Consider the following 13,921-nt stretch of genomic DNA (forward strand, 5'->3'; position numbering starts at 1 on the left):
GCCAGCGGGGATAAACCGCACATACGCCATATTCGTGGTGTAATTCTTAAGTGTTCCCCGCGCCAGCGGGGATAAACCGAATTTTAGAGAGCGTTCGTTGACCTGGAGCTGCGTGTTCCCCGCGCCAGCGGGGATAAACCGGCTCTACAGTAAATGCCTCTGGCGGCATTAAAGTGTTCCCCGCGCCAGCGGGGATAAACCGATAACTGCCTCCCACCTGGGCCGTATACGTTTGTGTTCCCCGCGCCAGCGGGGATAAACCGTAATATCCCAATTAATTTATCAGACCGTCTTCGTGTTCCCCGCGCCAGCGGGGATAAACCGGCTAACGAAGCGTTAGACTGTCGTGTTTATGCGTGTTCCCCGCGCCAGCGGGGATAAACCGAAATTGCAGTCATTCCTCTCAAACCCGGTCAGGTGTTCCCCGCGCCAGCGGGGATAAACCGGGAAGATGATGGTCCAGTTGCACGGCGCGCCAGAGCGACTGGTTAAAGAGATCGAGCGGTTGGTTGAAAAACATAAGCGTGCTCAGGTAGCTTCTGACATCGACCTCAGCCTGAGCGCACTAGAGGACGTTTTAGCCGTGATTAAAGCAGTCGCTCTCGTCCGGGGCTATACGTTGACGTCTAACGAAAAACTCTGCTTATTATCGATACATGCCGCGTCATGGCCGACACCCCCAGACAAAGTTGACCAGATCAATCAGCTCGGCAAACTCATTGCAAAGACGTTCGCAAAATAAACTAAGTGGGCCCGCGGGCCCACTCTAAAAAACCACAACATAATGATTCAAAAGAAATTATTCATCTAATCTATAGCACGATCCGCCTTGAATACTCCTTTGAAAAACATGTCTATTAGTTCGCGATAAAACATATTCAACTAATAAGATAAGGATTGAAATAATGGCGATACCGGCTTATCTATGGCTTAAAGACGACGGCGGCGCAGACATCAAAGGTTCTGTTGACGTGCGGGATCGGGAAAATAGCATCGAGATTCACGGCTTCGGGCATGGGCTGCATTTGCCGACCGACAACAACACTGGGAAAATAACCGGCACCCGTGTTCACTCTGCCCTGACGCTTGAAAAAGAGTTCGACTCATCCAGTCCCTATCTCTATAAAGCAGTGGCTCAGGGACAGACGCTAAAGAGCGCCGAATTTCAGTGGTATAGAATCAACGACGCAGGGCAGGAAGTTGAATACTTTAACATGCTGCTGGAGAACGTTAAGGTCGTTTCAATTTGTCCTCACATGCTCGATGTTAAAAATCCGGCCACTGAAAAACACAACCATCTCGAAAGCGTTTCAATGCGCTATGAAAAAATCACATGGAAATATTGTGATGGTAACGTGCAATTCTCTGATGCGTGGAACGACCGATGATGTGCTGTACGTTTCACTTGAACGGTGGCCAATTATCAACGTTGAGCTGCCCAGGCGTAGGTTTTTTTGCAGCTTATTCTGGGACAAAAGGACCTCACAGAAACAACCCTGATTCAATGGCAATTAAGGATAAAGGCCCGATACCGCCAGGGAGATACTACATTGTCACACGACCACGCGGCGGTCTTAAATCGCACTGGAACGACATGATACGCAGCCTTGAAAGTGGCTCTGATCGGGATTTGTGGTTTGCTCTCTATCGCGACGACGGGAGTATAGACGATTACTCATTTATCAATGATGTAAAGCGTGGATTCTTTCGTTTACACCCGGCAGGCCAGTCCGGAATAAGTAAAGGCTGTATTACTCTGCCAAGCCATTCGGACTATGCCATCCTTTTACAGGCGCTTTTGATACAGCCGAGTATATTAGTATCAGCCCAATTAAAAGCATTTGGAACCATACAGGTTTATTAATGAGATGAAACTCCTAACTCATATAATTATATGGCTTCTTAATCTTCTGTCACTTTACGTAATTTACAGCCTCCTCATTTACTTTGTATCAGATGAGAAAACCTATTCATGGTATGTAGATAGATACGGCGTGATCATGGAAAATCAATGGTATGGTCGATACATGATGATCATAATGCTGGTAGCCATTTTCATAAGCTGCGCCCTCATTTGGGTTATTGTCTCCGTGTACAATGCGCAAGCATACCGCGTTATGAAACCCATTAATCATATAATTACATGGCTTCTTGAACTTCTGTCACTTTCCATAATTTTTACCTTCCTCAGTTTCTTAGTACCTGATGAAAAAATCTTTTCATGGTATCAAGATAAATATGGGATGATGGCGGAAAATGAATGGTATGACGGATACACTACGATCCTAATGCTAGTGGCAATTTTTATAAACTGCTTGCTCATTTGGATTTTAACCTCTCTATGCAAAAAAAATCACTCCGCTTGATTTTTTAAGTGGGCACGCGGGCCCACTTTCTTATCCACCCGCCAACCCAAAAAAAGCCAGTGATTTCTCACCAGCCCTTAACTCTAGGCGGATCGCGAGCGGTTATTTCCCCGCCTTCGCCAGTTCTTTCATCAGCGGCAGCATGATGTTCACCACGTCACGACCGCGATGTTCGATGCGGCCCGGCAGGGCTTTGTCGATGTATTGCAGGTTGTCGAGACGCACGTTATGCCAGCTGGTCCCGTCCGGGAAAGAGCGCGTTTTGGCACGTTGCTGGAAACCGTCTTTTTTGCCCAGCGACCAGTTGGTGGCTTCGACGGACAACACCGGAATACCCGCGTTATCAAACACCTCAGCATCGTTACAGCAGGCGGTGCCTTTCGGGTAATTGGCGTTCAGGCCCGGGTTGATGGCGGCCTGAATCCCGTGACGGTGGGCAATCTTTAACGCCCGGTCGCGGGTTAACTTACGCACCGAGGCGGGCGTCGATTTGCCGCTGTTAAAGTAGAGTTTGTCGCCGACCACCAGGTTATCGAGGTTGATAACCAGCAGCGTGTTCTTTTTCTCTTCTGCGCTCATGCGCTTGAGCAGGTTATCTGCGCCCAGCTTGCCTTCCTCTTCACCACTGGTCGCGATAAAGCGGATGCTGTATTCGGTCGGGATATTCTTTAAGCGTTCTGCCAGTTCCAGCATCACGCCTACGCCCATCGCGTTGTCGTCGATGCCCTGCAGCGTCAGGCCACCAAGGTTATTTTCCGTATCGGCGTCGCTGTGCGGCGCGTAGGTGTCGAGATGCGCCATGACGATAATCTGCTGGCTGGCTTTGCCTTCATGCGCCGCGATAACCGTGCTGCCGGTGACTTTATGCCAGTTCTGACGCTTGTCCTTGCTGGTATAAATGTAGCGACTGTTAAAGGTGCGAATATCGCTTTCGTAGCCCATCAGCGCAAATTGCTGGCGAACGTAATCCGCCGACAGCATTTCAGCCGGGCTGCCGGTCATGCGGCCAGGAAAGTAGGTGGCGATATAACGTGCTTGCTGGTTGGCAATGGCTCCAGCGGGAACCGATGCGGCAAAAGACGAGGCCGTAAAACATGCACCCAACGCCAGAGGTAGCAGGCGACGGCACAAGGCGGAGAACATAACGTATCCTTACTTGAAAACTAACGGGTATCGGAATAATTGGCGATACAGTATGAAACTGTGACCGATTTAACACAATTTCATTTCTTCCTAAACTGGCGAAATATCACGCGTTAAGCACTTTTTGGCATTTGCTTTTCTGCGCTGTTATTCCTTTGCGGAACTACTCATTCCATTTCGTAATTTCATTTGCTCATAGCCTCCCCCTATAGTCCCCCTATGCTGAATGTGAATGAGTTGTAACCCCGTGGACTATTTGCCTGTTTTTGCCGCTGTGAAAGGCCGCCCGGTACTGGTTATCGGCGGTGGCGACGTTGCCGCCAGAAAAATCGTCCTGTTAATACGGGCGGGGGCAAGGGTGCGCATTGTGGCCCGGCAGCTCTGTGCTGAACTGGCCGAACTCGCCGAACGGCAACTGATTGAGTGGCTGGCGACGGAGTTTGACGAAGCCCAGATTGACCCGGTGTTTCTGGTGATTGCCGCCACCGATGACGGCGAACTGAACCAGCGCGTTTTCGCGGCGGCGGATGCCCGTCAGCGGCTGGTCAACGTGGTGGATAACCAACCGCTGTGCTCGTTTATCTTCCCGTCGATCGTCGATCGTTCTCCGCTGATGGTGGCTATCTCCTCCAGCGGCACCGCGCCGGTGCTGGCACGCTTGCTGCGTGAAAAAATTGAAGCGTTACTGCCGACCCATCTCGGGCGGATGGCGGTCACGGCCAGCTACTGGCGACATCATATTCAGACCCGTTTACGCACCATCGAAGAGCGTCGTCGCTTTTGGGAGCGGGTGTTTACCGGGCGCTTTGCCAGCCTGATGGGCGCGGGGAACGAAGCCGCCGCACAGCAGGCGCTGGAAGATGAACTAAATACGCCGCAGCGCCTGATGGGTGAAATCACTCTGGTAGGTGCTGGGCCGGGGGATGCCGGGCTTCTGACGCTGCGCGGCCTACAGGTTATCCAGCAGGCCGACGTGGTGTTTTACGATCATCTGGTGAGTGAGGGCGTGCGTGAACTGGTGCGCCGCGATGCGGAGATGATCTGCGTCGGTAAACGCGCGGGCACCCACAGCGTGCCGCAGCACGAAACCAACCGCCTGCTGGTGGAAGCCGCGCTGGCCGGGAAAAACGTGGTGCGCCTGAAAGGCGGTGACCCGTTCATTTTTGGTCGCGGCGGCGAAGAGTTACAGGCCGCCGCCGAAGCGGGCGTGCCGTTCCAGGTGGTGCCGGGTGTGACCGCCGCGGCGGGCGCGACGGCCTACGCGGGCATTCCGCTGACCCATCGGGATCACGCCCAGAGCGTGACCTTTGTTACCGGACATTACAAAGCCGACAGCTCGCCGTTTGACTGGGCGCATCTGGCCCAGAGCGGGCAAACGCTGGCGATTTATATGGGCACCATGAAGGCCGCAGAAATCAGCCAGCAGCTGATTGCTCACGGTCGCGACAGCCAAACGCCGGTGGCGGTGATCAGTCGCGGCACGCGCGCCGATCAGCAGGTGACCGTTGGCACATTACAACAACTCGAAAGCCTCGCGAAAGACGCCCCGATGCCAGCCCTGCTGGTGGTGGGGGAAGTGGTGCAGCTGCATCACCAGCTCGCCTGGTTTCAACACAATCAACAGCAGGAGGGGTTTAACTCTTCTGTGGTGAATCTGGCTTAGCCCAGGCCCTAAAAGGAACGGTTATGGACCAAAAACGACTCACTCACCTGCGCCAGCTGGAGGCGGAAAGCATCCATATTATCCGCGAGGTGGCGGCAGAATTTTCCAATCCGGTGATGATGTACTCCATCGGCAAAGATTCCAGCGTGATGCTGCACCTGGCGCGTAAAGCGTTCTATCCGGGCACGCTGCCGTTCCCGCTGCTGCACGTGGATACCGGCTGGAAATTCCGTGAGATGTACGAGTTCCGTGACCGCACTGCGAAGGCTTACGGCTGCGAATTGCTGGTGCATAAAAACCCGGAAGGCGTGGCGATGGGGATTAACCCGTTCGTCCACGGTAGCGCCAAACATACCGACATCATGAAAACGGAAGGTCTGAAGCAGGCCCTGAACAAGTACGGTTTCGATGCGGCATTCGGCGGGGCACGTCGTGATGAAGAGAAGTCGCGCGCCAAAGAGCGAATCTACTCCTTCCGCGACCGTTTCCACCGCTGGGATCCGAAAAACCAGCGTCCGGAACTGTGGCACAACTACAACGGCCAGATTAACAAAGGCGAAAGCATCCGCGTGTTCCCGCTCTCCAACTGGACCGAGTTGGATATCTGGCAGTACATCTATCTGGAAAATATTGAAATCGTTCCGCTGTATCTGGCCGCGCCGCGCCCGGTACTGGAGCGCGACGGTATGTTGATGATGATCGACGACGATCGGATCAATCTGCAGCCTGGTGAAGTCATCAAGCAGCAGATGGTGCGCTTCCGTACCCTCGGCTGCTGGCCGTTGACTGGCGCGGTGGAATCGAACGCGCAGACGTTACCGGAAATTATTGAAGAGATGCTGGTGTCGACCACCAGTGAACGCCAGGGCCGCATGATTGACCGCGACCAGGCAGGCTCCATGGAGCTGAAGAAACGCCAGGGTTATTTCTAAGGAGCCGCCATGAACACAACGATTGCACAACAGATTGCCGATGAAGGCGGTGTGGAAGCGTACCTGCACGCTCAGCAGCATAAAAGCCTGCTGCGTTTCCTGACCTGCGGCAGCGTGGATGACGGCAAAAGTACCCTGATTGGTCGCCTGCTGCACGACACTCGCCAGATTTATGAAGATCAGCTCTCTTCCCTGCACAATGACAGCAAACGTCACGGCACCCAGGGCGAGAAGCTTGACCTGGCGCTGCTGGTGGATGGCCTGCAGGCCGAACGCGAGCAGGGCATTACCATCGACGTGGCGTACCGCTATTTCTCCACCGAGAAGCGCAAATTTATTATCGCCGACACCCCGGGCCACGAGCAGTACACCCGCAACATGGCGACCGGGGCATCGACCTGTGACCTGGCGATCCTGCTGATGGATGCACGTAAAGGCGTGCTCGATCAGACCCGTCGCCACAGCTTTATCTCCACGCTGCTGGGCATCAAACACCTGGTGGTGGCGGTGAACAAAATGGACCTGGTGGACTACAGCGAAGAGACCTTTAATGCGATCCGCGATGCCTATCTGACTTTTGCCGGGCAACTGCCGGGCGAACTGGATATCCGCTTCGTGCCGCTGTCGGCGCTGGAAGGGGATAACGTCGCCAGCCAGAGCGATAAAATGCCGTGGTATAGCGGCCCGACGCTGCTCGAAGTGCTGGAAACCGTGGAGATCAAACGGGTGGTCGAAAACCAGCCGCTGCGCTTCCCGGTGCAGTATGTCAATCGTCCAAACCTTGATTTCCGTGGCTATGCGGGCACGCTGGCCTCCGGCTCCGTGAAAGTGGGGCAGCGCCTGAAAGTGCTACCGTCCGGTGTGGAATCCACCGTGGCGCGTATCGTCACGTTTGACGGTGACCTACAGGAAGCCGCCGCCGGGGAAGCCATAACCCTGGTGCTGAAAGATGAGATTGATATCAGCCGGGGTGATCTGCTGGTCGATGTGAGTGAAACGCTGCCCGCGGTGCAACGTGCCAGCGTGGACGTGGTATGGATGGCGGAGCAGCCTGTCCAGCCGGGGCAAAGCTATGAAATCAAAATCGCGGGCAAGAAAACCCGGGCGCGCGTCGACGCGATTCAATATCAGGTAGACATCAACAACCTGACGCAGCGAGAAGTGACCAGCCTGCCGCTAAACGGCATTGGACTGGTGGAGTTGACCTTTGATGAACCGCTGGTGCTCGACAAATATCAGCATAACCCGGTTACCGGGGGGCTTATCTTTATCGACCGTTTAACCAACGTCACGGTCGGGGCTGGAATGGTTCGCGAGCCGCAGCAGGACGCCATTGCCGCGGTTAACGGGGATTTCAGCGCGTTCGAACTGGAGCTTAACGCCCTGGTTCGCAAGCACTTCCCGCACTGGGGCGCGCGTGACCTGCTGGGAGGTAAGTGATGGCCCAGCATGACGAAAACGTCGTCTGGCACGCGCATCCTGTGACGCAACAACAGCGCGAACAGCTCCACGGTCACCGTGGGGTTGTGCTGTGGTTTACCGGGCTTTCGGGCTCGGGAAAATCCACCGTGGCGGGGGCGCTGGAGGAAGCGCTGCATCGCCTCGGCGTCAGCACCTACCTGCTGGATGGGGACAATGTGCGCCACGGGCTGTGCAGCGATTTAGGCTTTAGTGACGATGATCGCAAAGAGAACATCCGTCGGGTCGGGGAAGTGGCGAAGCTGATGGTCGATGCGGGGTTGGTGGTGCTGACGGCCTTCATTTCACCTCATCGCGCTGAGCGACAGATGGTGCGCGATCGTGTCGGAGCTGAGCGTTTCGTGGAAGTCTTCGTCGACACGCCGCTGGCGGTGTGCGAAACGCGCGATCCGAAAGGGTTATACAAAAAAGCGCGCGCCGGAGAACTGCATAATTTCACCGGAATTGACGCGGTGTACGAAGCCCCGGAAACGGCAGAAATTCACCTCGATGGCGAACAATTGGTAACAAATTTGGTTAACCAATTATTAGACCTGCTGAGACAGGGCGATATTATCAGATCCTGAGACCGGGCCGGTTTTCCGGCCTGTCAGGAGACAGGATTTGATATGCGCCATACCCAAAACATCACCATTACTCGCACAGAGCCCATGACTACCGATACCGAAGAGACCACCTGGTCTCTGCCCGGTGCGGTCGTGGGTTTTGTCGCGTGGCTGTTAGCGCTGGGTATTCCCTTTCTGCTTTACGGTAGCAACACGCTGTTCTTCTTCCTCTACACCTGGCCCTTCTTTCTGGCACTGCTGCCCGTTTCGGTGGTGATTGGCATTGCGCTGCATTCACTGATGAACGGCAAACTCCTCTACAGTATTGTGGTGACGCTGATAACTGTCGGGGCGCTCTTTGGCCTGCTGTTTCTGTGGCTGTTGGGCTAAGCGCCCACGGATGTGTATTCGTTTCTATTGAGACCTACGACTCGACGGGTAAAATGTGGTACATTCCCCGCGATACGCGGCATCGTCCGCAGGCCGGGGTAGAGCACGTCGGCACGATATGGGATGATGATGCCGTTTTTCAGGGGGCAGGATGGGTAAATTAACACTGCTATTGCTGGCCTTGCTGGTCTGGCTACAGTACTCGCTGTGGTTCGGCAAGAATGGTCTTCATGACTACAGTCGCGTCAATGAAGACGTGGCCGCTCAGCAGGCAACGAACGCCAAACTTAAAGCGCGCAACGATCAGCTTTTCGCCGAAATTGACGACCTCAACGGCGGCCAGGAAGCTATCGAAGAACGTGCTCGCAACGAACTCAGCATGACTCGCCCAGGCGAAACCTTCTATCGTTTGGTGCCGGATGCGTCTAAACGCAATCAGGCTCAGGGTTCGGGGCAGAACAATCGATAAACATAAGCCAGGATAACCGCATGGCAACCACTTTTCCGGGCGTTTGTGCCGTGGTGCCGGCAGCCGGTTTTGGCCGCCGTATGCAAACGGAATGCCCGAAGCAATATCTCTCAATCGGTAACAAAACGATTCTCGAACACGCGGTCGCCGCTCTGCTGGCGCACCCGCGTGTTGATCGCGTCATTATCGCCATCAGCGACGGTGACATGCGTTTTCAGCAGCTCCCGCTCGCCAATCATCCGCAGGTCACCGTCGTTGAAGGGGGTGCCGAACGCGCCGATTCTGTCCTGGCCGGGTTGCGGGCTGCGGGTGATGCGCCATGGGTGCTGGTCCACGATGCCGCGCGTCCGTGCCTGCATCAGGAGGATTTGGCGAACTTACTGGCGCTGAGCGACACCAGCCGCGTCGGCGGGATCCTCGCCGCCCCGGTACGCGATACCATGAAACGTGCCGAGCCCGGTAAAGAGGCGATCGCCCATACCGTCGACCGAATCGACCTTTGGCACGCGTTAACCCCGCAGTTTTTCCCCCGAGAACTCCTTTTTGACTGCCTCACGCGCGCGCTCAACGAAGGCGCGACGATCACCGATGAGGCCTCGGCGCTGGAATATTGTGGCTTCCACCCCCAGCTGGTCCCAGGCCGGGCTGATAATATTAAAGTGACCCGCCCGGAAGACCTGGCGCTAGCAGAATTTTACCTTTCCCGTTGCGGACTTCAGGAGCAGGCATAATGCGAATTGGACACGGTTTTGACGTACACGCCTTCGGTGGCGAGGGCCCGATTATCATTGGCGGCGTGCGCGTGCCATACGAAAAAGGCCTGCTGGCCCATTCCGATGGCGACGTGGCGCTGCATGCGCTGACCGATGCGCTGCTCGGCGCGGCGGCGTTGGGCGATATCGGCAAGCTGTTTCCGGATACCGACCCGGCGTTCAAGGGCGCGGACAGCCGCGAACTGCTGCGTGAAGCCTGGCGTCGAATCCAGGCCAAAGGCTACACACTCGGTAACGTTGACGTCACCATCATCGCCCAGGCACCTAAAATGCTGCCGCATATCCCACAGATGCGCGTGTTTATCGCCGAAGATTTAGGTTGCCACATGGACGATGTCAACGTGAAGGCGACCACCACTGAGAAGCTTGGCTTTACCGGACGCGGGGAAGGCATCGCCTGCGAAGCGGTGGCCCTGCTGCACAAGGCGCGCCCATGATTGGTTTTGATGAGCTGACGTACCTGCACGGTAAACCGCAGGGGCAGGGGCTGCTGAAGGCCAACCCGGAAGACTTTCTGGTGGTCGAAGATTTAGGTTTTGCGCCGGACGGTGAGGGCGAACATCTGCTGGTGCGCGTCCTCAAAAATGGCTGTAATACCCGTTTTGTGGCTGATGCGCTGGCGAAATTCCTTAAAGTCCATGCCCGTGAAGTGAGCTTTGCCGGGCAGAAAGACAAACATGCGGTTACTGAACAGTGGCTGTGCGTCCGTCTGCCGGGCAAAGAGATGCCGGATTTAAGCAACTTTGAGCTTGAGGGCTGCCAGGTGCTGGAATATGCCCGCCACAAGCGCAAGCTGCGCCTCGGGGCATTGAAAGGTAACGCGTTTACCCTGGTGCTGCGCGAAGTCAGCAACCGCGAGGACGTGGAAGCGCGCTTACACGCGATTGTCGACCAGGGCGTGCCGAACTATTTCGGCGCACAGCGATTTGGCCTCGGCGGCAGCAACTTGCAGGGGGCGCTGCGCTGGGCACAGAGCGATGCGCCGGTACGCGATCGTAATAAACGCAGTTTTTGGTTGTCGGCGGCCCGCAGCGCGTTGTTTAATCAGTTGGTCAGCGAGCGTTTAAAAAAACCGGACTTTAATCAAGTTGTTGACGGCGATGCGCTACAATTAGCGGGACGCGGGAGCTGGTTTGTGGCAACGGATGAAGAAATGCCCGAACTTCAGTCCCGGGTTGATAATCGCGAGCTGATGATTACCGCCTCGCTGCCCGGTAGCGGCGAGTGGGGAACGCAGCGTGCGGCACTGGAATTTGAGCAACACACGCTGGCGGAAGAATCGCTGTTGCAGTCGTTATTGCTGCGCGAAAAAGTCGATGCAGCGCGGCGAGCCATGCTGCTCTACCCGCAACAGCTGAGCTGGAACTGGTGGGATGACGTAACCGTTGAGGTGCGTTTCTGGCTGCCGGCAGGTAGTTTTGCCACCAGTGTGGTAAGGGAACTTATCAACACAACAGGTGATTATGCGAATATTGCTGAGTAACGATGATGGGATCCATGCGCCGGGGATCCAGACCCTGGCGAAGGCCTTGCGCGAGTTCGCCGAGGTCCAGGTTGTTGCACCCGATCGTAACCGCAGTGGGGCGTCTAATTCGCTGACCCTGGAATCCTCTCTTCGTACCTTCACTTTTGACAACGGTGATATCGCCGTGCAGATGGGCACCCCAACGGACTGCGTGTTTCTTGGGGTCAATACCCTGATGCGTCCGCGTCCGGATGTCGTGGTCTCCGGGATCAACGCCGGGCCCAATCTGGGCGATGACGTTATCTATTCCGGTACGGTGGCGGCAGCGATGGAAGGCCGACATCTCGGTTTCCCGGCGCTGGCCGTTTCGCTGAACGGTTATACCCATTACGACACGGCGGCGGCGGTGACCTGTTCCATCCTGCGTGCATTAGCGCGTGAACCACTGCGCACCGGGCGTATTCTTAATATCAACGTCCCGGACCTGCCGCTGTCAGAAATCAAAGGCATTCGCGTGACCCGCTGTGGCAGCCGCCATCCGGCGGATAAAGTGATCCCGCAGCAGGATCCGCGCGGCAACACGCTCTACTGGATAGGGCCGCCGGGCGAAAAATGCGATGCGGGGCCGGATACTGATTTTGCCGCCGTCGATGAAGGCTACGTTTCCGTCACGCCTTTGCACGTTGATTTGACCGCTCACAGCGCCCAGGAGGTGGTCTCCGGCTGGCTGGATCGTGTGGGAGTTGATGTGCAATGGTAAGCAAACGCGTACAAAGTCTTCTCAATCAGTTACGTAATCAGGGGATTATGGACGAGCGCGTGCTCGACGCCATTGCCCATGTGCCACGCGAAAAATTTATTGATGAAGCCTTTGAACACAAAGCGTGGGAAAACGTCGCGCTGCCAATCGGTCAGGGGCAAACCATCTCGCAGCCTTATATGGTGGCGCGGATGACCGAACTGCTTGAATTGACACCGGAATCCCGGGTACTGGAAATCGGCACGGGCTCGGGCTACCAGACGGCGATTCTGGCGCATCTGGTCCACCATGTGTGTTCCGTTGAGCGGATTAAGAGCCTGCAATGGCACGCCCGGCGTCGCCTCAAGCAGCTCGATTTACATAACGTTTCAACTCGCCACGGTGATGGATGGCAGGGATGGCACGCCAGAGCGCCATTTGATGCCATTATTGTCACCGCGGCACCGCTGGAAATTCCAGCCGCATTGATGTCGCAATTGGATGAGGGCGGTATTCTCGTTCTACCTGTCGGAGAGGAACATCAGGTTCTTAAACGTGTTGTTCGACGCGGAGACGAATTTATCATCGACACCGTGGAAACGGTTCGCTTTGTGCCTTTAGTGAAAGGCGAGCTGGCGTAATACAGGAGTTTTCTTGTTTCTTTTGACACGCATTTTGGCGTAGGGTGAGCGCACTTTTTTTGTGTGATTACCGTCACTTTTCACGGTTTATACGACACTGACAGTTAACACATTCCTGGGGGATAAATGAGCACGGGAAGCCCAAAATTCACCGTTGGTCGCATTGCGGCTTTATCACTGGTTTCACTTTGGCTGGCAGGATGCACCTCGTCCAACAATGCGCCTGCTCCGGTCAGTTCTGTGGGCGGCTCTTCGTCCAGCACCGACTCCGGAATGTTGATTACGCCGCCATCAACTATGGGCACCGCGCCACAGCCTCAGCCGGTTCAAACCGCGCCGGCTCAGCCGCAGATCCAGTCCGCGCAGCCGGTTGCGACCGCACAGCCAACCGCTGCCGAAACATCCGTTCAGATAGTGAATGGCCATGCGGTTTATAACCGTAAATACGGTGACATTCCGAAAGGCAGCTACGCGGGTGGCAGCACCTATACCGTGAAGCGCGGCGATACCCTGTTCTATATTGCCTGGGTTACCGGCAATGATTTCCGCGACCTGGCGCAGCGCAACAACGTAGCCGCGCCTTATGCGCTGAACGTAGGGCAGGTGCTGCAAGTGGGCAACGCTTCAGGCCAGCCGATCACCGGAAATAACGCCGTAGCACAGGCTAGCGAACAGGCCAGCACCGCCTCGACCGGATTAGTCTCAAAACCTGCACAAAATTCCTCCGCAGTGGTTGCGTCGCAACCAACAATTACGTATTCTGAGGATTCAGGTGAACAAAGTGCTAACAAAATGTTGCCTAACAATCAGCCTGCGACTACGGTCACAGCGCCTGTTACGGCTCCAGCTGTCAGCACAACCCAACCGACTGCAAGCAGTACGTCTACCAGTTCGCCGATCTCTTCCTGGCGCTGGCCGACTGACGGCAAAATCATCGAAAACTTTAGTGGCGGCGACGGCGGCAACAAAGGTATCGATATTGCAGGCAGTAAAGGACAGGCTATCGTCGCGACCGCTGATGGGCGCGTCGTCTATGCCGGTAACGCACTGCGCGGTTACGGTAATCTTATTATCATCAAACACAACGATGATTACCTGAGCGCCTACGCCCATAACGATACGATGCTGGTCCGGGAACAACAAGAAGTGAAGGCGGGGCAGAAGATAGCTACCATGGGTAGCACCGGAACCAGTTCAACACGCTTGCATTTTGAAATTCGTTACAAGGGGAAATCCGTCAACCCGCTGCAGTATTTGCCGCAGCGATAATTTGGCGAAACAACCGTGAGGTGTGTTTCGTCCAGGGATCACGGGTA

At 55.5% G+C, this 13,921-nt stretch carries 17 protein-coding genes and 1 CRISPR repeat array (1 of these 18 running past the window's edge); of the genes, 15 read left to right on the forward strand and 2 right to left on the reverse strand.

Annotated elements, in window-relative coordinates; all coding sequences use genetic code 11:
- Positions 1-446: a CRISPR direct-repeat array (repeat unit 29 nt; unit sequence GTGTTCCCCGCGCCAGCGGGGATAAACCG); it begins 316 nt to the left of the window's first position.
- Between the two features lie 5 nt (positions 447-451).
- The 3 genes from SIK69_RS16260 (at position 452) to SIK69_RS16270 (ending at position 1,864) form a co-directional block, all read left to right on the forward strand.
- Entirely contained in the window at positions 452-742 is a 291-nt protein-coding gene (locus SIK69_RS16260; protein ID WP_319786551.1) for a hypothetical protein, read from the forward strand.
- 163 nt (positions 743-905) lie between these two features.
- On the forward strand, positions 906-1,388 hold the full coding sequence (locus tag SIK69_RS16265; RefSeq protein ID WP_319786552.1) for an Hcp family type VI secretion system effector: 483 nt from the start codon (positions 906-908) through the stop codon (positions 1,386-1,388).
- Complete coding sequence (locus tag SIK69_RS16270) at positions 1,388-1,864, forward strand: DUF2778 domain-containing protein (protein WP_511072235.1); 477 nt, start codon at positions 1,388-1,390, stop codon at positions 1,862-1,864. The genes SIK69_RS16265 and SIK69_RS16270 overlap by 1 nt, the downstream gene beginning before the upstream one ends.
- 604 nt (positions 1,865-2,468) lie before the next feature.
- Here SIK69_RS16270 and SIK69_RS16275 read toward each other — a convergent pair.
- Positions 2,469-3,509, reverse strand: a complete 1,041-nt coding sequence (locus SIK69_RS16275) for an aminopeptidase (RefSeq protein WP_319786554.1) — start codon at positions 3,507-3,509, stop codon at positions 2,469-2,471.
- A gap of 247 nt (positions 3,510-3,756) precedes the next feature.
- Here SIK69_RS16275 and cysG point away from each other — a divergent pair, with 247 nt between their 5' ends.
- From cysG to pcm, 11 genes are all read left to right on the forward strand, one after another.
- Complete coding sequence (gene cysG, locus SIK69_RS16280; protein WP_510467971.1) at positions 3,757-5,172, forward strand: siroheme synthase CysG; 1,416 nt, start codon at positions 3,757-3,759, stop codon at positions 5,170-5,172.
- 23 nt (positions 5,173-5,195) lie between these two features.
- Positions 5,196-6,104: a sulfate adenylyltransferase subunit CysD gene (gene cysD, locus SIK69_RS16285; protein WP_319629504.1), complete on the forward strand. Its 909-nt coding sequence runs from the start codon at positions 5,196-5,198 to the stop codon at positions 6,102-6,104.
- A 9-nt stretch (positions 6,105-6,113) separates the two neighbouring features.
- Complete coding sequence (gene cysN / locus SIK69_RS16290; protein WP_319786555.1) at positions 6,114-7,544, forward strand: sulfate adenylyltransferase subunit CysN; 1,431 nt, start codon at positions 6,114-6,116, stop codon at positions 7,542-7,544.
- The gene (gene cysC / locus SIK69_RS16295; RefSeq protein WP_319629502.1) at positions 7,544-8,149 is read left to right on the forward strand and encodes an adenylyl-sulfate kinase; all 606 of its coding nucleotides are present in this window, start codon (positions 7,544-7,546) and stop codon (positions 8,147-8,149) included. The genes cysN and cysC overlap by 1 nt, the downstream gene beginning before the upstream one ends.
- Before the next feature lie 42 nt (positions 8,150-8,191).
- Complete coding sequence (locus SIK69_RS16300; protein ID WP_319629501.1) at positions 8,192-8,518, forward strand: DUF3561 family protein; 327 nt, start codon at positions 8,192-8,194, stop codon at positions 8,516-8,518.
- Between the two features lie 151 nt (positions 8,519-8,669).
- Positions 8,670-8,987: a cell division protein FtsB gene (gene ftsB, locus SIK69_RS16305; protein ID WP_319629500.1), complete on the forward strand. Its 318-nt coding sequence runs from the start codon at positions 8,670-8,672 to the stop codon at positions 8,985-8,987.
- 20 nt (positions 8,988-9,007) lie between these two features.
- Positions 9,008-9,718: a 2-C-methyl-D-erythritol 4-phosphate cytidylyltransferase gene (gene ispD, locus SIK69_RS16310; RefSeq protein WP_319786556.1), complete on the forward strand. Its 711-nt coding sequence runs from the start codon at positions 9,008-9,010 to the stop codon at positions 9,716-9,718.
- A complete protein-coding gene (ispF, locus tag SIK69_RS16315) occupies positions 9,718-10,197 on the forward strand; it encodes a 2-C-methyl-D-erythritol 2,4-cyclodiphosphate synthase (protein ID WP_097164071.1) in 480 nt (159 codons plus the stop codon). Before ispD ends, ispF begins: the two co-directional genes overlap by 1 nt.
- Entirely contained in the window at positions 10,194-11,243 is a 1,050-nt protein-coding gene (gene truD, locus SIK69_RS16320; RefSeq protein WP_319786557.1) for a tRNA pseudouridine(13) synthase TruD, read from the forward strand. Before ispF ends, truD begins: the two co-directional genes overlap by 4 nt.
- On the forward strand, positions 11,224-11,985 hold the full coding sequence (surE, locus tag SIK69_RS16325; RefSeq protein ID WP_319629497.1) for a 5'/3'-nucleotidase SurE: 762 nt from the start codon (positions 11,224-11,226) through the stop codon (positions 11,983-11,985). Before truD ends, surE begins: the two co-directional genes overlap by 20 nt.
- The gene (pcm, locus tag SIK69_RS16330) at positions 11,979-12,605 is read left to right on the forward strand and encodes a protein-L-isoaspartate O-methyltransferase (RefSeq protein WP_319629496.1); all 627 of its coding nucleotides are present in this window, start codon (positions 11,979-11,981) and stop codon (positions 12,603-12,605) included. Before surE ends, pcm begins: the two co-directional genes overlap by 7 nt.
- Before the next feature lie 104 nt (positions 12,606-12,709).
- Here pcm and SIK69_RS16335 read toward each other — a convergent pair whose 3' ends face one another.
- Positions 12,710-12,841 carry a peptidase gene (locus SIK69_RS16335; RefSeq protein WP_319629549.1) on the reverse strand — a complete coding sequence of 44 codons (132 nt, stop codon included), beginning with the start codon at positions 12,839-12,841 and terminating at the stop codon, positions 12,710-12,712.
- Between SIK69_RS16335 and nlpD the strand changes: the two genes are divergently transcribed.
- Positions 12,783-13,874, forward strand: a complete 1,092-nt coding sequence (nlpD, locus tag SIK69_RS16340) for a murein hydrolase activator NlpD (RefSeq protein ID WP_319629548.1) — start codon at positions 12,783-12,785, stop codon at positions 13,872-13,874. The genes SIK69_RS16335 and nlpD overlap by 59 nt on opposite strands.
- Positions 13,875-13,921: the final 47 nt, after the last annotated feature.

Origin of the sequence: Scandinavium lactucae (assembly GCF_033843265.1) — a bacterium.
GTDB lineage: Bacteria > Pseudomonadota > Gammaproteobacteria > Enterobacterales > Enterobacteriaceae > Scandinavium > Scandinavium lactucae.